The 20,022-nt window shown below is 72.0% G+C and carries 19 protein-coding genes; 12 read left to right on the forward strand and 7 right to left on the reverse strand.

Features of this window, described 5'->3' with window-relative positions:
* Positions 1-118: 118 nt before the first annotated feature.
* From EIY87_RS45320 to EIY87_RS45335, 4 genes are read left to right on the forward strand one after another with little or no spacing between them, the layout of a single operon-like run.
* Positions 119-934, forward strand: a complete 816-nt coding sequence (locus EIY87_RS45320; protein WP_125316265.1) for an ABC transporter permease — start codon at positions 119-121, stop codon at positions 932-934.
* On the forward strand, positions 919-1,623 hold the full coding sequence (locus EIY87_RS45325) for an ABC transporter ATP-binding protein (RefSeq protein ID WP_125316266.1): 705 nt from the start codon (positions 919-921) through the stop codon (positions 1,621-1,623). Before EIY87_RS45320 ends, EIY87_RS45325 begins: the two co-directional genes overlap by 16 nt.
* Positions 1,610-2,620, forward strand: a complete 1,011-nt coding sequence (locus EIY87_RS45330) for an ABC transporter substrate-binding protein (protein WP_125316267.1) — start codon at positions 1,610-1,612, stop codon at positions 2,618-2,620. Before EIY87_RS45325 ends, EIY87_RS45330 begins: the two co-directional genes overlap by 14 nt.
* Complete coding sequence (locus tag EIY87_RS45335) at positions 2,617-3,720, forward strand: LLM class flavin-dependent oxidoreductase (protein WP_125316268.1); 1,104 nt, start codon at positions 2,617-2,619, stop codon at positions 3,718-3,720. Before EIY87_RS45330 ends, EIY87_RS45335 begins: the two co-directional genes overlap by 4 nt.
* 19 nt (positions 3,721-3,739) lie before the next feature.
* On the opposite strand, the gene EIY87_RS45340 is transcribed toward EIY87_RS45335, so the two are convergent.
* Genes EIY87_RS45340 through EIY87_RS45350 form a run of 3 tightly spaced genes read right to left on the reverse strand, consistent with a single transcriptional unit; the run spans position 3,740 to position 7,000 of the window.
* The gene (locus tag EIY87_RS45340) at positions 3,740-5,527 is read right to left on the reverse strand and encodes a glycosyl transferase (RefSeq protein WP_125316269.1); all 1,788 of its coding nucleotides are present in this window, start codon (positions 5,525-5,527) and stop codon (positions 3,740-3,742) included.
* Positions 5,528-5,571: 44 nt separating this feature from the next.
* A complete protein-coding gene (locus tag EIY87_RS45345) occupies positions 5,572-6,357 on the reverse strand; it encodes an IclR family transcriptional regulator (protein ID WP_125316270.1) in 786 nt (261 codons plus the stop codon).
* Between the two features lie 52 nt (positions 6,358-6,409).
* Entirely contained in the window at positions 6,410-7,000 is a 591-nt protein-coding gene (locus EIY87_RS45350) for a TetR/AcrR family transcriptional regulator (RefSeq protein WP_125316271.1), read from the reverse strand.
* A gap of 86 nt (positions 7,001-7,086) precedes the next feature.
* Here EIY87_RS45350 and EIY87_RS45355 point away from each other — a divergent pair, with 86 nt between their 5' ends.
* The 7 genes from EIY87_RS45355 to EIY87_RS45385 all read left to right on the forward strand — a co-directional run bounded on the left by EIY87_RS45355 (position 7,087) and on the right by EIY87_RS45385 (position 16,381).
* Positions 7,087-8,007 carry an oxygenase MpaB family protein gene (locus tag EIY87_RS45355; RefSeq protein ID WP_125316272.1) on the forward strand — a complete coding sequence of 307 codons (921 nt, stop codon included), beginning with the start codon at positions 7,087-7,089 and terminating at the stop codon, positions 8,005-8,007.
* A 9-nt stretch (positions 8,008-8,016) separates the two neighbouring features.
* Positions 8,017-9,042, forward strand: a complete 1,026-nt coding sequence (locus tag EIY87_RS45360) for an LLM class F420-dependent oxidoreductase (protein ID WP_125316273.1) — start codon at positions 8,017-8,019, stop codon at positions 9,040-9,042.
* 196 nt (positions 9,043-9,238) lie between these two features.
* Entirely contained in the window at positions 9,239-11,233 is a 1,995-nt protein-coding gene (locus EIY87_RS45365) for a neutral/alkaline ceramidase (protein ID WP_125316274.1), read from the forward strand.
* 11 nt (positions 11,234-11,244) lie between these two features.
* Positions 11,245-12,189 carry a sphingomyelin phosphodiesterase gene (locus EIY87_RS45370; RefSeq protein WP_125316275.1) on the forward strand — a complete coding sequence of 315 codons (945 nt, stop codon included), beginning with the start codon at positions 11,245-11,247 and terminating at the stop codon, positions 12,187-12,189.
* A gap of 34 nt (positions 12,190-12,223) precedes the next feature.
* Positions 12,224-13,537: an MFS transporter gene (locus EIY87_RS45375; RefSeq protein ID WP_125316276.1), complete on the forward strand. Its 1,314-nt coding sequence runs from the start codon at positions 12,224-12,226 to the stop codon at positions 13,535-13,537.
* Positions 13,524-14,939, forward strand: coding sequence for a pyridoxal phosphate-dependent decarboxylase family protein (locus EIY87_RS45380; protein ID WP_125316277.1), 1,416 nt, complete (start codon positions 13,524-13,526; stop codon positions 14,937-14,939). Before EIY87_RS45375 ends, EIY87_RS45380 begins: the two co-directional genes overlap by 14 nt.
* 167 nt (positions 14,940-15,106) lie before the next feature.
* A complete protein-coding gene (locus EIY87_RS45385) occupies positions 15,107-16,381 on the forward strand; it encodes an ISL3 family transposase (protein WP_125316278.1) in 1,275 nt (424 codons plus the stop codon).
* A 43-nt stretch (positions 16,382-16,424) separates the two neighbouring features.
* Here EIY87_RS45385 and EIY87_RS45390 read toward each other — a convergent pair whose 3' ends face one another.
* Genes EIY87_RS45390 through EIY87_RS45405 form a run of 4 tightly spaced genes read right to left on the reverse strand, consistent with a single transcriptional unit; the run spans position 16,425 to position 19,547 of the window.
* A complete protein-coding gene (locus EIY87_RS45390; protein ID WP_086860049.1) occupies positions 16,425-16,697 on the reverse strand; it encodes a DUF6295 family protein in 273 nt (90 codons plus the stop codon).
* An 11-nt stretch (positions 16,698-16,708) separates the two neighbouring features.
* Positions 16,709-17,449 (reverse strand): dienelactone hydrolase family protein, encoded by a 741-nt coding sequence (locus tag EIY87_RS45395; protein WP_125316279.1) that lies wholly within the window; start codon positions 17,447-17,449, stop codon positions 16,709-16,711.
* On the reverse strand, positions 17,446-19,116 hold the full coding sequence (locus EIY87_RS45400) for an MFS transporter (protein ID WP_125316280.1): 1,671 nt from the start codon (positions 19,114-19,116) through the stop codon (positions 17,446-17,448). Before EIY87_RS45400 ends, EIY87_RS45395 begins: the two co-directional genes overlap by 4 nt.
* Positions 19,113-19,547: a MarR family winged helix-turn-helix transcriptional regulator gene (locus EIY87_RS45405; protein ID WP_225440431.1), complete on the reverse strand. Its 435-nt coding sequence runs from the start codon at positions 19,545-19,547 to the stop codon at positions 19,113-19,115. The genes EIY87_RS45400 and EIY87_RS45405 overlap by 4 nt, the downstream gene beginning before the upstream one ends.
* A 145-nt stretch (positions 19,548-19,692) precedes the next feature.
* On the opposite strand from EIY87_RS45405, the gene EIY87_RS45410 reads away from it, so the two are divergent.
* Positions 19,693-19,989 (forward strand): hypothetical protein, encoded by a 297-nt coding sequence (locus tag EIY87_RS45410; RefSeq protein ID WP_125316282.1) that lies wholly within the window; start codon positions 19,693-19,695, stop codon positions 19,987-19,989.
* The last annotated feature ends 33 nt before the right edge of the window (positions 19,990-20,022 follow it).

The raw sequence follows: 20,022 nt of genomic DNA on the forward strand, positions 1-20,022 counted from the left end.
CGTTCCACGGGCTGAAACGCCGGGAGTTCACGGAGTGGGCGCGGATTGACTTCGCTTCCCACTAACCGGAAGGTCGGGGCCACGCAATCGAAGAAACCCCCGTCCCCGGGAGAAATCCGTGTCGATTTCCACCACGGGCGTGCTCGCGCGCGCCCGGCCGGCCGATCGCCGGCCACCGCGCAAGGCGCGGCGCGTCGACCTCCGGCGCTGGATCAGCCCGGTGGTGCTCGTGGCCGCCTGGCAGCTCGCGAGCGCCACCGGCGTCCTGCCGCCCGACAAGCTCAGTTCACCGTGGACGGTCGTGCAGGCCGGCGTCGAAGTCGCGCGCAGCGGCGAACTCGGTGAAGCGTTCGCGGTTTCGCTCGGCCGGGTCGGCGCCGGGTTCGCGATCGGCGCCGTCATCGGGGTGCTGCTCGGCATCGTGTCCGGGCTGTCCCGCTGGGGCGAGGTGCTGGTCGACCCGCCCGTGCAGATGCTGCGCACGCTGCCGTTCCTCGGCCTGATCCCGCTGTTCATCCTGTGGTTCGGCATCGGCGAGGAAACGAAGATCGTGCTGGTCGCGCTCGGCGTGGCCTTCCCGCTCTACCTCAACGTCCACTCCGGAATCCGCGGCGCCGACCCGAACCTCGTCGAAGCTTCCCGCGCGCTCGGGTTCAGCCGCGCGGAACGGCTCTGGCACGTCGTCATCCCCGGTGCGCTGCCGCAGGCGCTCGTCGGGCTGCGGCAGTCGCTCGGCATCGCCTGGCTCGCGCTGATCGTCGGCGAGACGGTCAACGCCGACGCCGGCGTCGGCTACCTCATCAACAACGCGCGGGAGTTCCTGCGCACCGACGTCGTGGTCGTCGGCCTGGTCCTGTACGCCCTGCTCGGCCTGGTCACCGACGCGCTGGTCCGGCTGCTCGAACGGAAGGTGCTGCGGTGGCGAACCCGGTAGCCGAGGTCCGCGACCTCACGAAGCGGTTCGGCGACCGCACCGTCCTCAGTGGACTCGACCTGACCGTGGAGCGCGGCGAGTTCGTCGCCCTGCTGGGCCGCAGCGGCTCCGGCAAGTCGACGCTGCTGCGCGTGCTCGCCGGGCTCGACGCCGACGTCGAGGGCGGCGCGGACGTCACCGGCACCGTCTCGGTCGCGTTCCAGCAGCCGGGACTGCTGCCGTGGCGCAAGGTCTGGCGCAACGTCGTCCTCGGCCTGCGCCAGGACGGCGTCTCGAAGTCCCGCAACCGGGCGCTGGCCGGGAAAGCGCTCGCCGAGGTCCAGCTGGCCGAGCACGCCGACGACTGGCCGCTCACGCTGTCCGGCGGCGAGGCCCAGCGCGTGTCGCTGGCCCGCGCGCTCGTGCGCGAACCCGACCTGCTGCTGCTCGACGAGCCGTTCGGTGCCCTCGACGCGCTGACCCGCATCGCGATGCACGGCCTGGTGCTGGACCTCTGGCGGCGGCACCGGCCGGGCGTGCTGCTGGTGACCCATGACGTCGACGAGGCCCTGCGCCTGGCCGACCGGGTGCTGGTGCTCGACGGCGGCCGGATCGTGGCCACCCACCGGCCGCGCGAAACCGATGACCACGACGACCTCCGCGGCCGCGTGCTGGCGGACCTGGGAGTGACCGAAGATGCTGTGGCGTAGGGGAACGGCCGCCGTCGCGGCCGCGCTGGTGCTGGCCGGCTGCGGCTCGGCGACCGGCACCGACCAGGCGGCCGTGCCGGGCCCGGTGAGCGCGGCGGACCTGGCGAAGGTGACGCTCAAGGTCGGTGACCAGAAGGGCGGCGTCAAGTCGCTGCTCACCGCGGCCGGCCAGCTGGACGGGACGCCGTACAAGATCGAGTGGGCCACCTTCACCTCCGGGCCGCCGCTGCTGGAAGCGGCGTCGGCGGGCGCGATCGACACCGGCCGCGTCGGCAACACGCCGCCGATCTTCGCGGCCGCGGCGAAGGCGAAGATCAAGGTGATCAGCGTTTCGCGCAGCAATGTCGAGCGGGAAGCGGTGCTGGTGCCGCCGGACTCGCCGCTGAAGTCCGTCGCCGAGCTGAAGGGCAAGACGATCGGCGTCGGCAAGGGCACTTCGGCGCACGGCCAGCTGCTGAACACGCTGCACAACAACGGTCTGTCCACAAAGGACGTGAAGCTGAACTTCCTGCAGCCGTCGGAAGCCTACGCCGCGTTCACCCAGCACACGATCGACGCCTGGGCGATCTGGGACCCCTACACCGCGCAGGCGCAGATCGAAGCGCACGCCCGGGTGCTGGCCGACGGCCGGGGCGCCTCGAACGGCCTCGGCTTCCTGACCGCGAGCACCGCGGCGCTGGCCGACCCCGGCAAGAACTCGGCGTTGCGCGACTTCGCCGTGCGGGTGGTCAAGGCGCAGAAGTGGGCCGACACGCACCGGCCGGAATGGGCGGCGGCCTGGGCCAAGGAGACCGGGCTGAAGCTCGAAGTGGCGCGGAAGGCGGTCGACGCCGGACGTGACCTGCCGATCGCGCTGGACGACGCCGTGGTGGCGTCCGAACAGCAGCTCGCGGACGCCTTCACCGAGGAGAAGACGTTACCGGGCAAGGTGGACTTCGCCGCGTTCGCCGACCGGCGGTTCGCGGCCGACCTGGACCAGGCGAGGAGCAACGGATGAGCGTCAGGCTGCACTGGTTCCTGCCCACCAGCGGCGACGGCCGCACGATCGTGGAACGCTTCCACGCCAACCGGTCCCAGGGCCCGTCGGCGCAGCGCCAGCCGGATCTCGACTACCTCGCCCAGGTCGCCCGGGCCGCCGAACGGCAGGGCTTCGAAGGGGTCCTGACCCCGACCGGCACGTGGTGCGAAGACGCGTGGCTCACCACGGCCGCGCTGATCCGCGAGACCACCCGGCTGAAGTTCCTGGTGGCGTTCCGTCCCGGAGTCATCTCGCCGACGCTCGCCGCCCAGATGGCGGGTACCTTCCAGCGCCTGTCGGGTGGCCGGGTCCTGCTGAACATCGTCACCGGCGGCGACGCCGTGGAACAGCGGCGCTTCGGCGACTGGCACGACCACGACGCCCGCTACGCGCGCACCGACGAGTTCCTGACCATCGTGCGCGGGGTGTGGTCCGGACAGCCGTTCACGTTCGCAGGCGAGCACCTGCGGGTCGAAGGCGCGACGACGCTGGCCGCGCCGGACCCGGTGCCGCCGATCTACTTCGGGGGCTCGTCGCCCGCCGCGCTGCCGGTCGCGGCGCGGCACGCCGACGTCTACCTGACCTGGGGCGAGCCGCCCGCGCAGGTCGCGGAGAAGATCGGCAAGGTACGCGAGCTGGCGGGCGACCGGCCGATCCGGTTCGGCGTCCGGCTGCACACGATCTCGCGCGACACCTCCGCCGAGGCCTGGGCGGAGGCGCAAAAGCTCCTGGACGCGCTGAGCCCGGAGCAGGTCGCGAAGGCGCAGGCGCAGCTGGCGGCGAGCGAGTCGGTCGGGCAGCAGCGGATGGTCGCGCTGCACGGCGGCCGCACCGACGGCGGTGTCCGCGGCCTGGAGATCCACCCGAACCTCTGGGCCGGCGTCGGCCTGGTCCGCGGCGGCGCCGGAACCGCGCTGGTCGGCAGCCACGCCGAGGTCGCGGACCTGATCGAGGAGTACCACAGCGTCGGCGTGACCGAGTTCGTGCTGTCGGGCTACCCGCACCTGGAGGAGGCGTACTGGTTCGGCGACGGCGTCCGGCCCGAGCTGGCCCGGCGCGGGCTGATCAAGGAGTTCTAGGCCCGGCGGCACGACCCCGTCAGGGGGAGGAGAACGGGAGCAGCAGGCCCGGGGGCGCGAACAGCGGGTAGGTGACGAGCACGCCGCCCGCGGTCTCGGTGACCGAGGACGGGCGGAACAGGTCGCGCTGGCCGGTGTAGAACGCGGTCACCGCGTCCCTGCCCCCGGTGAGGAGCACCTGGCGACGCGGCTGCCCCGCGGGGTCTTCGCCGGGGACGGCGGGGAACGCCCCGACGCTGACCGGCCGCAGTGCCGCCAGCGCGGCGATCGTCGCGATCAGCCGCGGGTCGACGTGGCCCGCGCGCAGCACGGCGGCGGCGTCCGGGGGCAGGCTGATCCGCGCCGATGCTGCCAGTGCCTCGCCCGCGTGGGTGCGGGCGGACTCCTCCGAGGGCGCGGCGGGGTCGGCGGCCGGGAGACCCAGCCGGGACACCGTGACCGACTGGTGGCCGTCGCCGAAGACCGCCGTCACACCGGCTTCGGCGAGGACGATGCCGAGCGCGGGGTAGCGGCCGCGCGGATCGGTCGTGCCGTCCGCGAAGACCGCCCACTCGACCGGCGGGCAGCCGGCCGCGCACGCCGCCGGCGGGACGAGGAGACCGGTCGGCCAGCCCGCGTTGGCGAGTTCGGCCCAGGCGCCGTCGTCGACCAGCACCCGGGCACCGGAAGCGTTGGCCAGCAACCACTGCTGTGCTTGGGCGAGCGGCCCGCCGCGGCCGGTCGTCGGCCGCAGGGCCGGGTAGCCGAACACCCAGCCGGCCGCGATCACGGCGACGAGGACGACCGACACGAGCGTCGTCCCGGGACCGCGGCCGGGGTTCCACCGGTGGGCCTGGGGTCGTTGCCGCGACGCGGTTTGCCCGACCGCGGCCAGCAGCAGCGGGGTGAGGGGCAGCAGCAGCGCGAGCACGGCGGTGTCCGGCACCCCGGGGACGAGCAGGGCCGCCACGAGGAGCAGGCCGGTCACCGCGAACGGCCGCAGCGCGGTCACGGCCAGCGCGGCCACCAGTGCCACGGTCGAGAGCACCGCCCACGCCGGGTCGAGGGCGACCCAGGCGGTGACCGACGGGCGGCCGCTGTCGGCGAGGTGCGGCCGCAGGACGGCGGCCGCCGGGCCGAACGCGATCCCGAGCCCCAGGTTGAGCAGCACCGCCACCAAAGCGGCACGGACGGGCGCGCGCCGCACCAGCAGCCAGCCCGCCGCGGGCAGGAAGACCAGCGCCAGCGGCGAGGTGAGCACGGCGGCGAGCAGGCAGAGCGCGGCCGCGGCGTCGTGCCGGATCCGCGCGCCGGGCTGGGTGACGAGCACCAGCGCGCCCAGCGCCCACACCACCGCCAGGTGCTCGACGACGACCAGCCGCTGCAGGCCGAGCGCGAGCGGGGACGCCGCGAGCAGCAGCACCGCGGCCGCCGCCGCCCACCGCGTCAGGCCGAGCCGGCGGGCCAGGAACCACAGCAGCAGGGCGCTGAGCACCGCGGCGACGAGCACGGCTTCGCGGACCGCCGCGACCGCCGTCGCCGAGCGCCCGAAGGCGTCGGTGACCATCGTGTACGCCGAGAGCTGCCACCAGCCGAACGGGCTGAACCCGGCGTCGCCCGCGTCGGTGAACGGGGTCAGGTGCCCGAGCGCGTAGGCGTGGGCGACGTTCGCGGCTTCGGCGGGCAGGACCGGTTCGGGCGCGGCGAGGTACAGCACCCGAAGGCCGCCGGCCAGCGCCAGGAGCGCCAGCACGATGTCGAGCGACAGCAACCGGTGCGCGGCGGAGGAGCGGGCCGGGCCGGTCGGCTCCCGGCTGTGCTGGGCCATCGGACGAGATCGTAGCCGCCCGCGAAAACCCTTGTCCCGCAGGGCTATTTCCGACTTTCCCGAGTGGATCCGGAGAGTGTCCGGGTCAACGCGAGCGCGACTGTCCGGACGGCGGGTGCGACCCGTTCGGTCCGCATCCGGTTGGCCCACCCGGAAATCGAGACGGCGGCGACCGCGACGCCGTGCGCGTCGAGCAGCGGGCTCGCCGCGCACACGACGCCGACGCCGGATTCCTCGCGCTCCAAGGCGATCCCGTCCTCGCGGACCCGCGTGAGCTGACGGCGGAGCAGGCCGGGCGCGGTGATCGTCTTCGGGCTCATCCGGGGCAATCCGGCGTCGATCACCTGGTTCACCACGGATTCCGGGGAAAAGGCGAGGATCGCCTTGCCGACCCCGGTGGCGTGCGCGGGGAACCGGCCGCCGATGCGGGACGGCAGCGTCGGCGCGTCCGGGCCGCGTAGGACGTCGAGGTAGACGACTTCGGTGCCTTCGAGGATCGCGAGGTGGACGGTGTTGCGCGTCGCCTCGCGCAGGTCGGCGAGGTAGGGCCGGGCCGCCTCGACCAGCCCCCGGCGAGGCGAGGCCAGCTGGCCGATTTCGAACAGCCGCAGCCCGAGCCGCACGGCGCCGTCTTCGCGCTCGAGGAGGCCGGCGCCGGCGAGGTGCCCGACGAGGCGGTGCACGGTCGTCTTCGCCAGCCCGGTCCGGCGGGCCAGCTCGGAGACGCCGAGCGTCTCGTCGCCCGGCCGGAAGGCTTCCAGGAGCGCGGCGAGCCGGGCCGCGACGAGGCCGTCGCCGCTCGCACCGTCGTTCCGCCCAGCGGTACGCATGGGTTGAGTGTGCCCGATCACCCGCGCGAGTGTCACGAGGTCGGAGGTGAGGTCAGTGGTCGTCGGCGCCGAGCACGAGTTTCACGCAGTGGGCCACGAGCCGCTCGCGCGAGACCTTCAGCGAGCCGTCGAGGTAGGCGATGAAGACGTTGCTCAGCGCGCCGACCAGCCCGATGGCGACCATCTGGCGTTCGGTCTCGTCACCGTGGGACAGCTGCTCCCCGACGAGCGCGGCGAAGACCGGCAGCAGGTGCAGCCCCCGGCGGGTGAGCGCAGGGTCGGTCAGCGGCGCGAGCAGCAGGACCCGGCCCTGGCGCGGGTCGTCGACGATCAGCTCGACGAACGCGCGCACGGCGTCCTCGGCCCGCTGGACCGGGCTCGGCGCGTCCCGCACCGCGGTGACGAGCGCCTGCCGGGCCTGCTCGCCGACGTGCTCGTACACCGCCGCGACCAGCTCTTCGCGGTCGGCGAAGCTTTCGTAGAAGTAGCGCTCGGTCAGCTTCGCGTGCCGGCACACCGCGCGGACGCTCGTCCCGGCCGAGCCCTCGGTGCCCAGCAGCTCGAGACCCGCGGCCACGAGCTGCTCGCGCCGCAGCGCCTTCCGGTCGTCCAGGGTCGTGCCCGCCCACGTGCGGCCCGGCATGATCACTCCACTGTTGACTACGCGTGTTGTCAGATCCTAGCCTGACAACAACCGTAGTCAGTTGGACTCGACGAGGAGAGCCGCAGATGGACGCCCCCGAACCGCTGGGCCCGGACTCGCTCACGTGGAAGTACTTCGGCGACTGGCGCGGCCTGCTCATCGCGCTGTGGGCCGGCTCGATGCAGAACATGCACCCCGGCCTCGGCGCCGGCGTCGAGCAGCATTCGCGGTTCTTCGAAGAGCGCTGGCAGCGGCTGTTCCGCTCGCTCTACCCGATCGGCGGCGTGGTGTACGACGGCCCGCGAGCGCACGCGACGGCGTTGCAGGTGCGCGGCTACCACGACCGCATCAAGGGGGTCGACGCAAAGGGACGGCGCTACCACGCGCTCGACCCGGACACCTACTACTGGGCGCACTCGACGTTCTTCGTCAGCACGATCCTCATCGCCGACCACTTCATGGGCGGCATCGGCGAGGCGGAGAAGCGGCGGCTGTTCGACGAGCACGTCACGTGGTGGCGGATGTACGACATGACCATGCGGCCGGTGCCGGAGAGCTGGGAGGACTTCCAGCGCTACTGGAAGCACATGTGCACCGAGGTCCTGGAGGACAACAAGGCCACGCGGGACGTCCTCGACCTGCGCGGGATCGCGAAGCCGCCGTTCCTGCCCTGGCTCCCGGACGCGCTCTGGCGGCCGGTGAGCGCGCTGATTGCGCGCAACTTCGTGTGGCTGACCACCGGGCTCTACGACCGCGAGATCCGCGACCTGCTCGGCCTGCGCTGGTCCGAGCGCGACGCGCGGCGGCACCGGCGGGCCGGGAAGCTGATCAACGCCGTGTTCAAGCTCGTCCCGCACGACCGCCGCTACCACCCCCGGGCGCGCGCCGGCTGGCGCCGCGTGCGCGGCGAGGTGGCTGCGAGCGCGCCGGTGGTCGAGACTCCACGGAGGAACCTGCCCCCGCTGTCCGAGCGGGGCAAGCCCGAGCACTACGCGCCGAACGTCTAGGAGGCATTCGTGAAGCTGGGATTCCACGTCGGGTACTGGGGCAGCGGCCCGACCCCGGGCGCGCTGGAGGCCGTGCTCAAGGCCGAGGAGCTCGGCTTCGACTCGGTGTGGACGGCGGAGGCGTACGGCTCGGACGCGTTCACGCCGCTGGCCTGGTACGGCGCGTCCACCAGCCGGATCCGCCTCGGCACGAACATCGTCCAGATGTCCGCGCGCACCCCGACGGCCACGGCGATGAGCGCGATGACCCTCGACCACCTCTCCGGCGGCCGCATGGTGCTCGGGCTGGGCGCGTCCGGCCCGCAGGTCGTCGAGGGCTGGTACGGCCAGCCGTACCCGAAGCCGCTGGCGCGGACGCGGGAGTACGTGGACATCGTCCGGCAGGTGATCGCCCGCGAGGCGCCGGTGACCCTGGACGGCGCCCACTTCCAGCTGCCGCTGAAGGGCGGTACCGGCCTCGGCAAGGCGCTGAAGCCGACGGTGCACCCGCTGCGCAAGGAGATCCCGATCCACCTGGCCGCGGAGGGCCCGAAGAACGTCGCGCTGGCCGCGGAAATCGGTGACGGCTGGCTCCCGCTGTTCTTCTCGCCCAAGAGCAACGCCTTCTACAAGGCGGCGCTCGAGGAGGGCTTCGCGCGCGAAGGGGCGCGGCACACGCTGGAGACGTTCGAGGTGCCGTGCTCGATCCCGGTGATCGTCCACGACGACGTCGAGGAGGCGGCGTCGTGGATCAAGCCGTCGCTGGCGCTGTACATCGGCGGGATGGGCGCGAAGACCGTCAACTTCCACCACGACGTCTTCGCGCGGCTGGGGTACGAGGACGTGGCGGACAAGGTGCAGGAGCTGTACCTGGCCGGGCGCAAGGAGGAGGCGACGGCCGCGATCCCGACGTCGCTGGTGGAGGACACGTCGCTGATCGGGCCGCCGGCGAAGATCCGGGACGAGCTGCAGGCGTGGGAGGAGACGGTGGTGACCCAGCTGCTGCTGCGCGGCGACGCGGCGACGCTGGCGAAGATCGCCGACGCGCTGGGCTGACCCGATCCGGCGGTCCGCGATGTCATGAAAGGGTCGTTCACCTCGCCAGACGACATGAACGACCCTTTCATGACATCTCCGCGGCGCCTGGAGCCCGCCGGCAGCTGTCGGCACTTTTGTCGGGTTGCCCGGGCCTCCGGCCTCCCGTACGGTCCCCGACTAACGCGAAAGTCGTTCACGTTAGTCGGGAGACCGTATGCGGGTGAGCCGTCGTCACGTCTTGGCCGGAGCCGCCGCGCTCCCGTTCGCCGCCGTCGCGAGACCGGCGTCGGCCGCGCCGGTGCTGCGGGTCGGTGTCGGGATCGGCGACGTCACCGGGCCCGCCGCCGAGAACGGCATGATGGGCTACTCGATGCCGCAGCAGCAGACCGCCGGCATCCACCTGCGCACCCGGGCCCGCGCCTTCATCGTCGACGACGGCACGCGCCGGATCGTCTTCGTCACCGCCGAGCTGGGCGCGTTGTTCCAGTCCGTCCACCAGGGCGTCCTGCGTGAACTCGCGAAGAAGTACGGCGACCGCTACACCGAGCAGAACGTCCTGCTCAACGCCACCCACACCCACTCGGCCTGCGGTGGCGACTCGCACTACGCGGCCTACGACCTCTCGATCCTCGGCTTCCAGCAGCAGACCTACGACGCCGTCGTCGCCGGGATCACCGACGCGATCGCCCGGGCCCACGACGACCTCAAGCCCGGCGAGCTGACCCTCGGCCGCACCGAGCTGACCGACGCCAGCGCCAACCGCTCGCGAGCCGCCTTCGAACGCAACCCCGACAAGGACCACTTCCCGCTCTCGATCGACCCCGCGGTCACGGTGCTGCGCTTCCGTCAGGGCGGCCGGGACGTCGGCGCGATCACCTGGTTCGCCACCCACGGTACGTCGATGAGCAACGGCAACCACCTGATCAGCAGCGACAACAAGGGCTACGCCGCCTACGCGTGGGAGCACGACCACGCCGGCGTCCGCTACCTCGACGGCCCGCCCGGGTTCGTCGCCGCCTTCGCCCAGACCAACTCCGGCGACATGACGCCGAACCTCAACCTGAAGCCCGGGACCCCCGAGACGGAGTTCGAGAACACCCGCCGGATCGGCGAACTCCAGTTCCAGGCGGCGAAACGCGCGTTCGACGCGGCGACCGAGCAGATCACCGGTGGCGTCGACCACCGGCTCACCTACGTGGACATGTCGGACGTGGCGGTCGACGGCAGCTTCACCCCGGACGGCCGCCCGCACCGCACCTGCACCGCCGCGATCGGCGTCTCCATGCTGGCCGGCAGCACCGAGGACGGCCCGGGACTGCCGCTGCCCGAAGGCGTGAAGAACCCGTTCATCGACTGGCTCGGCGGCATCGACGCGCCGATCCCGCAGGCACTGGCCGACGCGCAGGCGCCGAAGGTCGTCGCGGTGCCGTTCGGCGCGATGAAGCCGTACCCGTGGGCGCCGGAGGTGCTGCCGCTGCAGCTCGTCCGGATCGGGCAGCTGCACCTGGTCGCCGGGCCCGCCGAGTACACGATCGTCGCCGGGCTGCGGATCCGGAAGACCGTCGCCGCCGCGCTCGGCGTGCCGCTCGAGAACGTCCTGATGCAGGGCTACTCGAACGCCTACAGCCAGTACGTGACGACGCCGGAGGAGTACGACTCGCAGCAGTACGAAGGCGCGTCCACGCTCTTCGGCCGCTACACGCTCCCGGCGTACCAGCAGGAATTCGGGAAGCTCGCCGCGGCGATGAAGGCGGGGACTACCGTGCCGCACGGCCCGATACCGCGTGACCTGCGCGGGAAGCTCGTCAGCTTCCAGCCCGGCGTCGTCTTCGACAGCGCGCCGCCGCTCAAGAGCTTCGGCGACGTCGTCACCGACGCGAAGAGCAGCTATCGCCGTGGCGAGCAGGTGTCGGTCGCGTTCGTGACCGGCCACCCGAAGAACGACCTCCGCCGCGACGGGACGTTCCTGGAGATCCAGCGGTACGCCGACGGGCGCTGGGTCCGCTACGCCGACGACGGCGACTGGGCCACGAAGTTCCGCTGGACGCGGACGTTCGTGAGCGAGTCGCGCGCCGAAGTCACCTGGGACATCCCCGCGAACACCCCGGTCGGCAAGTACCGGGTGGTGCACTTCGGGGCGTGGAAGCACGGCCTCACCGGCGCCATCGCCCAGCTCAGCGGGACCTCCCGCGCCTTCGTCGTCTCCTGAAAGGACCCCGCGTGCGCCGGACCGCCCTTCTCGCCGCCGTCGTCATCGCCGCGTTCACCGCCGCCCCCGCCCAAGCCGCGGACGCCTCGGTCAGCGTGCTCAGCTTCAACCTCTGGCAGCTGCCGTGGATCGCCAACCCGAACACGGCCGACAAGGAGGCCAGGGCACAGGCGGCCGAGCACGTCATCCGCGGCCAGGACACCGACGTCGTCGTGCTCGAAGAGGCGTTCAGCGCGCAGGCCGAAGACCTGCGCGACCGCCTCGCCGACGCCTATCCGTTCCAGACCCCGCTGGTCGGCCAGTACTGCTCGGCGTCGGCGGGCTGGTCGAGCGTGAGCGGGAACTGCTCGGCCTCGCCGTTCGTCGTCAACGGCGGCGTCACCGTGCTCAGCAAGTACCCGATCACCGAGAAGCACCAGCTCGTCTACCGGAACTCCTACTCCGGCACGGCGGACTACCTGGCGAACAAGGGCGCCGCGCTGGTCCGGATCGCCGCCCACGGCAAGGCGCTCTGGCTCGCGGGCACGCACCTGCAGGCCGACGAAGGACCCGAGACGCTGCCGAAGGCGCACGAGGTCCGGATGGCGCAGCTGGGCGAACTCCGCGACCTGACCGCGGCCCGCGTCCCGGCCGGGGACGCCGTGGCGGTCGCCGGTGACCTCAACATCGAGTACTGGGCCGGGCAGGGCCGCCGCGACGCCGCCGGGCGCACCCAGGCCGAGCAGGGCGAAGCGGCGCTCGGCGGCACGCTGCGGACCACCGGAGCGGGGGAGTACACCTTCGACGCGGCGACCAACCCGGCCGCGGCGAAGTCCGTCCCGGCGACCTACCGCGATTCGCTGGACTACGTCGGCTCGGTGCGACGCGCCGAGGTCGGCCCGGTACGGCTGGTGCATTACGACGGTGGCACGATTCCCTCCGACCACTACCCGGTGCGGGCCGAGATCCACTACTGATCGCAGCATCGGGATCCGCTCTGCGAGGAGGACCATGGCGACGCTGTCCGGCCGGACGAGGTTCCGCTATTCGCTCGGCTCGTTCGTCACCGGGTCCTTCGGCACGGTCCCGGGCCTGGTCCTGGTCAAGTACCTGACCGACACGATGGCCGTGCCCGCGGGCTGGGCCGCCGCGATCGTGTTCGTGCCCAAGGCCTGGGACGTGCTGTTCAACCCGATCGCGGGCCGGCTTTCGGACGCCGACCTCATCAAGACCGGCAGCCGGCGGCGCTTCCTGCTGATCGGCGGCATCGGCGTGGCGATCCTCTTCGCCGCGATGTTCGCCCACCCCGGGTTCGGGAAACCGCTGCCGGACGCGCTGTACGTGGCGATCGCCTTCGCCGCGTGCGCCACGGCGTACGCGCTGTTCCAGGTGCCGTTCAACGCGCTGCCCGCCGAGCTGACCGAAGACGCGACCGAGCGCACGAAGCTCACCAGCGTCCGGATCGGCGTGCTGGCCGTGACGATCCTGGTCTGCGGCGGCGGGGCCCCGGCGATCAGCACCGGCATCGGCGGGGTCACCGGCTACCGGGTGATGGCCGTGGTGATCGGGCTGATCGTGCTGGCCGCGACGCTGCTGGTGTACTTCGGGCTCAAGGACGCGCCGGTCGGGTCGCTGCGGCCGAACACCGTGAGCCTCAAGGAGCTGGTGCGGACGCTGGCCGGCTGGCGGCCGTTCCGCTGGCTGCTCGGCACGTACTTCATCCAGGCGCTGGGCATCGGCACGGTGCTCGCCGCCATCCCGTTCTTCGCCCAGCGCATCCTCGGCAGCGAGGGCTACGGCACGATCCTGTTCGTCATCTTCGTCGGCCCGGCGCTGGTCACCATGCCGCTGTGGCCGCGCCTCGGCGACCGCGTCGGCAAGCTCAACGGCTTCCGGCTGGCCACCGCGGCCTTCGCGATCGGCCTGCTGGGCCTGGTGTTCGCGCAGTCGATCCCGCTGTTCGTGTCCTTCGTGTTCGTCGCGCTGTGCGGGGTCGGCTACGCGGGGATCTCGGTGTTCCCGCTGGCGATCCTGCCCGACCTGATCACGGCGGAGGAGGAGCGCACCGGCGAGACGCGCGCCGGGATCGCGGCCGGCGTGTGGACCGCGGGGGAGACGCTCGGGCTGGCCTTCGGTGGCGGCCTGTGGGCGCTCATCCTGGCGTTCGGCGGCTACGTGTCGAGCACGGACGCCACGGCTTTCCAGCCCGACAGCGCGATCGTGGCGATCCTGGTCGGCTCGTCGATCATCCCCGGCGTGCTCATCGCGCTGGCCCTGCCGCTGCTGCGGCGCAAGGTCCTGGAGCCGCGCCATGAACCCGCCTGAGGACGTCCTCGCGGCACTGCGGGAACTGCGCGCGGGCGACCTCCCGACCCACGGCGGCCGCACCCTCGCCTACGTGTACGACAGCGGGCTGTCCGAAGTGGACTCCCTCGGCGCGGCCGCGCACGCGCTGGCGTCGTCGGCCAACGGCCTCGACCCGACGGCGTTCCCGAGCTTGCTGCGCATGGAGAACGACCTCGTCGCGGAGGCCGCCGCGTTGCTCGGCGACGTGCCGGGCGTGGTCGGCTCGGTGACGTCCGGGGGAACCGAGTCGTGCCTGCTGGCGGTGCTGGCCGCCCGCGACGCCCACCCTTCGATCACTTCGCCGTCGATCGTGCTGCCGACGACCGCCCACGCGGCGTTCCACAAGGCGGCCCACCTGTTCGGGCTGCGCCGGATCGACGTGCCGGTGGACCCGGAGACCTTCCGCGCGGACCCGGCCGCGATGGCGGCGGCGATCGACGACTCGACGGTCCTGGTGGTGGCGAGTGCGCCGTCGTACGCGCACGGCGTCCTCGACCCGATCGCTCCGATCGCGGCGGCGGCACTTGACCGCGGCGTCCGGATGCACGTCGACGCGTGCATCGGCGGCTGGGTCCTGCCGTACTTCGCGCGGCTCGGTGCGGACGTGCCGCCGTTCGACTTCCGCGTCCCCGGCGTGACGAGCATTTCGGTGGACCTGCACAAGTACGCGTACTGCCCGAAGGGCACGTCGGTGCTGCTGCACGCGTCGGCGGAACTGCGGCGCTCGCACTACTTCGCGAGCGCGGCCTGGCCCGGCTACACGATGCTGAACACGACGATCCAGAGCACACGCTCGGGAGGTCCGCTGGCGGCGGCGTGGGCGGTGGTCCGCCACCTCGGCCCCGAGGGGTACCTCTCGCTGGCCGAGTCGACGCGTTCGGCGGTGGCGCGCATCCGGGCCGGGATCGGCGACATCGACGGGCTGCGGGTGCTCGGCGACCCGGTGTCGACGCTGATCGCGTTCACCGGCGACGACGGCTTCGACCTGTTCACGGTGGCGGACGAGATGAAGGCCCGCGGCTGGTACGTCCAGCCGCAGTTCGCCCACCTGGCGTCGCCGGTGAACCTCCACCTGACGGTGACGGCGGCGAACCACGGCAGCGAGAAGGAGTTCCTGAACGACCTCGCGGCCTCGGTCGACGCGGCCCGCGCTTCCGGCCCGGTGGTCGTCGACCCGGCCGTGGCCGAGTTCGTGGCGGCCCTGGACCCGGCCACCCTGACGCCGGAACAGTTCGCGGGCCTGCTCGCGGCCGCGGGTCTCGGCGGCGCTTCGGGCCTCCCGGACCGGATGGCCTCGATCAACGCGCTCCTCGCAACGGCACCGGCGCCGTTGCGGGAGCGCCTCCTGCTGGAGTTCCTGGGCGCGCTCTACACGCCCTGACAAGTGCCGTTAAGGCCACCTTACGGGCGTCAGACGCCCGTAAGGTGGCCTTAACGGGCTCTTTGCACCGATGTGTGGGTGGTTGAGCGTGGCGTGAGGGCGCACGCCGTTGTCCGGCTTAGTTTCTGGCTTGTCGAGAGTCAGGAACGAAGTGATCGGAGAACGGCGTGCGCAAAGCCAGTCTATGGCAGCGGTTGTTCGACCTGGAACGAGCCGTGGTCGAAGATGTCGAGTTCGATCCCGGGCAGGTCGTGGTGGTGCATGCCCGGCCGGTGGCGCGGGCCCGACGCCGGTGCGGATGCTGTGGTGCACGCTGCCCGCGTTTCGACCGGGGCAGCGGACGGCGCCGGTGGCGGGCGCTGGATCTGGGCACCGTGCAGGCGTTCATCGAAGCCGACGCACCCCGAGTGCGATGCCCGCGGCACGGGGTGATCGTCGCGGCGGTGCCCTGGGCCCGCCACGGCGCGGGGCATACCCGCGCCTTCGACGACACGGTGGCGTGGCTGGCCTGCCACACCTCCAAGTCGGCAGTGCGAGCGTTGATGAGGATCGCCTGGCCCACAGTCGGGGCGATCATCACCCGGGTGTCCGCCGACATCGACGCCCGGACCGACCGGCTCGACGGGCTGCGCAGAATCGGGATCGACGAGATCTCCTACCGGCGCGGCCAGCTGTTTTTGACCGCGGTAGTCGACCACGACACCCGCCGGCTGGTCTGGCTCGGTGAAGGCCGCACCAAAGCGACCTTGCATGCCTTCTTCGACCAGCTCGGCGACGAGCGCTCCGCACGGATCACCGAGGTCACCGCCGACGCCGCGCACTACATCGCCGCCGTGGTCGCCGACCGGGCGCCGCAGGCGGTGCGGTGCGCGGACCCGTTCCATGTCGTGCAGTGGGCCACCCACGAGCTGGATCTGGTGCGGCGACGGATCTGGAACCAGGCCCGCAACGCCCCCGGCGGGCGTGGGCGCCCACGCGAGGGACGGTCGCAGGAATCGGCCGGGGACGCCCGCACACTGCAACGATCCCGTTACACGCTCTGGAAAAACCCTGAAGATCTCACCGGCCGGCAACAAGCCAAGCTGGACTGGATCGCCACCGCGGCACCCGAACTGCACCGGGCCTACCTGCTCAAAGAAGGCCTCCGGTCAGTCTTCGCAGTCGGCGGCACCGAGGGCATCGAAGGCCTGACCCGTTGGCTGTCCTGGGCGCAACGCTGCCGGATCGAGGAGTTCGTCCGGCTGGGCCGCAAGGTCCGCCGCCAGCTCGACCCGATCCACGCCAGCCTCCGTCTTGGCCTGTCCAACGCGCTGCTGGAAGCCACCAACACCAAAATCCGGCTCCTCACCCGCATCGCCTACGGATTCCGCACACCCCGTTCCCTGATGGCGCTGGCCATGCTCGCCCTCGGCGGTCACCGACCCGACCTCCCAGGCCGGTGACCACCCACAGATCAATACGAAGAGCCCCTTAACGGCACGGGGCCTACTGGTTCCGCGAAGCCAGACCCGCCGGAGCGGACTTGACCGCCGCGTGGATCGCGTCCGCCAGGGCGAGAGCGTCTTCTTCCGTGAGTTCCAGCGCGACCCGCGCCGACGCGCCCAGCTCCGGGTTGCGGAAGTCGATGTTCACCGTGTGCCCGTACGGCGCGTGGACCGGGTGGTCCACGTACACGGTTCCCTCGCTCAGCCGGAACCAGCCGCGGGCGCCCTTGCCGCTGCCTTCGAGGGCGAACTTCTCGGTCAGGTAAGTGCACATGGCGAGTCCTCTCAGGCGGCGAGCGTGCGGGCGTAGAAGTCGAAGATGCGTTGCCAGCCGTCCGTCGCGGCTTCCGGGCGGTAGCTCGGGCGGTCGACCGAGAAGAACGAGTGGCCGGCGCCCGCGTAGGTGTGGAACTCGTGCTCCTTGCCCAGCTTCTCCAGCTCCGCCGCCAGCACGGCGACCTCGTCCGGGCCGGGGAACTGGTCCTCGGCGCCGAAGAGGCCCAGCAGCGGACACGACAGCTGCGGCGCCAGGCCGAGCAGCGGCTTCATCTGCTTCATGGCCTCCGGCGGGTCGTTGACGACGAACGCGCCGTAGCAGTCGACCGCCGCGTCGAGGTCCAGCGAACACCCGGCGAGGAAGGCCTGGCGCCCGCCCGAGCAGTGGCCGATCACGCCGATGCGGCCGTTCGCGTTCTCCAGCGCGCGCAGGTAGTCCGCCGCACCGGCGACGTCGCCGACCAGGCGGTCATCGGGGACGCCGCCGGACGCGCGGACCGCCGCCGCCGCGTCGTCCGGGTCCGCGCCCGGTGCTTCGCGCGTGTACAGGTTGGGGCACAGCGCGTTGTAGCCCTCGACGGCGAAGCGGCGGACCATCTCCTTCGTCGCCGCGTCGTAGCCGGGCATGTGGTGGATCACCACGACCCCGCCGCGCGGGGTGTCGTCGGTCGGCTTGGCCAGGTACGCCTCGAGCTCGTCCCCGCCGTGGCCGGTGATGGTGACGGTCCCGGCGACGATCTCGTCGGTCATCGGTTCTCCTTCGATCCCTCGGGGGTGTGGAAGTAGCGCTTGCCGCGCGAGGCGGACGCCACCGCGGCGACGACCGCCATCACCGCGGCGGCGGTGAACACGACCACCAGGCCGTGGTGGAACGGGCCGGAAACCAGCTGCGGGAAGAACTCCCCGCCGGTGAGCGTGGCCCGGTCGGCCGGCGCCAGCCCGGCCAGGACGTCCGGGCCGAGCAGGTGCCCGACCGGGTTGCTGCCCAGGAACGCCGCGAACAGCGTGCTCACCGGCGGCAGCCGCGCGACGCCGTCCGCCACCGAAGCCGGGACGCCGTGCGCCTGCAGCCCGCTGGTCAACGTCTGCGGCAGCGACGAAGCGAGCCCGGCGATCATCAGCGAGAAGAACACGCCGATCGACAGCGAGGTGCCGGAGTTCTGGAACGTCGCCCGCATGCCGGAGGCGACGCCGCGCTGCTCGGTCGGGACGCTGCTCATGATCGCCGAGGTGTTCGGCGCGGAGAACATGCCCTGGCCGATCCCGCTGACCACGAGCAGCGCCGCGAACAGGGGATAGGGGAAGTCCACCGGCAGCGCGAGCAGGCCGAGGAACGCGGCCGCGACCAGCAGCAGCCCGCCGGTGGAGAACAGCCGCGCCCCGAACCGGTCGGACAGGTAGCCCGACACCGGGCCCGCGACGAGGAACCCGACGGTCAGCGGCAGCAGGTAGATGCCCGCCCACAGGGGTGTGCGCTCGTAGTCGTAGCCGTGCAGGGGCAGCCAGATCCCCTGCAGCCAGATGATGAGCATGAACTGCATGCCACCACGCGCGACGGAAGTCAGCAACGCGGCGACGTTCCCCGCGGCGAACGCCCGGATCCGGAACAGCGAGAGCTGGAACATCGGCGCCGCGACCCGCGTCTCGATGACGCCGAACAGCAGGAGCAGCAGCACGCCACCGCCGATGCCGCCGAGGACCCACGGGTTGCCCCAGCCGGTCGCGCCGCCGCCGTAGGGCTGGATGCCGTAGGTGATCGCGGCGAGCAGCAACGCCGTCCCGGCCGCGAAGGTGACGTTGCCGCCCCAGTCGACCTTCGCGCGCTTCGGCGTCCCGACCTCGCGGAGGCTGCGGATCGACCAGATCGTGCCGAGCAGCCCGAACGGCACGCTGACCCAGAACACCGCGCGCCAGTCGATCTCTGCGAGCAGCCCGCCGACGACCAGACCGAGGAACTGCCCGGCCAGCGCGGTGATCTGGTTGACGCCCAACGCCATCCCGCGCTGCTCGGCGGGGAAGGCGTCGGTGAGGATGGCCGCCGAGTTCGCCGTCAGCATCGACCCGCCGACGGCCTGCACGATCCGCCAGCCGATCAGCCACAGCGCGCCGCCGCCGGCGTGGAACGGGTCGAACGACAGCGCGACCGACGCGGCGCTGAACACGACGAACCCGAGGTTGTACATCTTGACCCGGCCGAACATGTCGCCGAGCCGCCCGAGCGTCACCACCAGCACGGCCTGCACCAGCAGGTAGCCGAGGATCATCCAGAGCAGGTAGCCGATGTTGCCGGGCGCGAGCGGGTCGAGGCCGATGCCGCGGAAGATCGCCGGCAGCGAGATGATGACGATCGAGCCGTCGAGCGCGGACATCAGCACGCCGAGCGTGGTGTTCGACAGCGCGACCCACTTGTAGCTCACAGCCGGTCCGCCAGCCGCTCGATGAGCGGGATGGCCGTGATCAGCTCGCGCTGCTCGGCCTCGGTGAACTGCTCGGCCAGCGCGGTCGCCAGCTGCCGGGTGGTCGCGGACCGGCGGTCGGTGAGCAGCTTGACGCCGGCTTCGGTGACCGTCATCAGCACCTTGCGGCCGTCGGAGTCGTCCTTGCGGCGCTCGACGAGCCCCCGCTCGACCAGCCCGGCGAGCGTGACGCCCATGGCCTGCGGCTTGACGCGTTCGAGGTCGGCGAGACAGCCCGGGGTGGCCGGGCCTTCGCGGTCGAGCCGGGACAGGACCGACCGCTCGGGCAGCGTCAGCTCGCCGACGACGTACCCCTGCCGCAGCCGCCGGACCAGCCGCCCGAGGGCGACGCGCAGGTCGGTGCTCGCCTGGAGGAGTTCCTCATCCGTCACGATCGTCAACCTAGACTGATAAACCTGGGTTGATCAACCCGGACGGAGTGGCCGCTATCGGGTGAGCCGGGAGCTTTCGCCCGGCCCGGCGCGGGTGCCCGGGTTAGCGTCCGAAGTGGACACATCCGCTCGGGAGGAGAAGCCGATGACGATCCCGCACGTCGAGCACGCCGGCCACGACCACGTCCACCGCGAAGGCTGCGGCCACGCGGCACTCCCGCACGGCGACCACGTGGACTACGCGCACGACGGCCACCTGCACCGCGCGCACGACGGCCACTTCGACGAGTGCGAAATCCACGGCCACGTCCCGCACACCGGCCACGAGCACGCGCACGGCGAAGGCTGCGGCCACGTGGCGGTGCCCCACGGCGACCACGTCGACTACCTCCACGACGGGCACCGCCACGCGCCCCACGAAGACCACTACGACGACCACTGACGCGCACCCCGTGCGCCCTGGTGTCTTGAATGA

This window comes from Amycolatopsis eburnea (assembly GCF_003937945.1).
GTDB lineage: Bacteria > Actinomycetota > Actinomycetes > Mycobacteriales > Pseudonocardiaceae > Amycolatopsis > Amycolatopsis eburnea.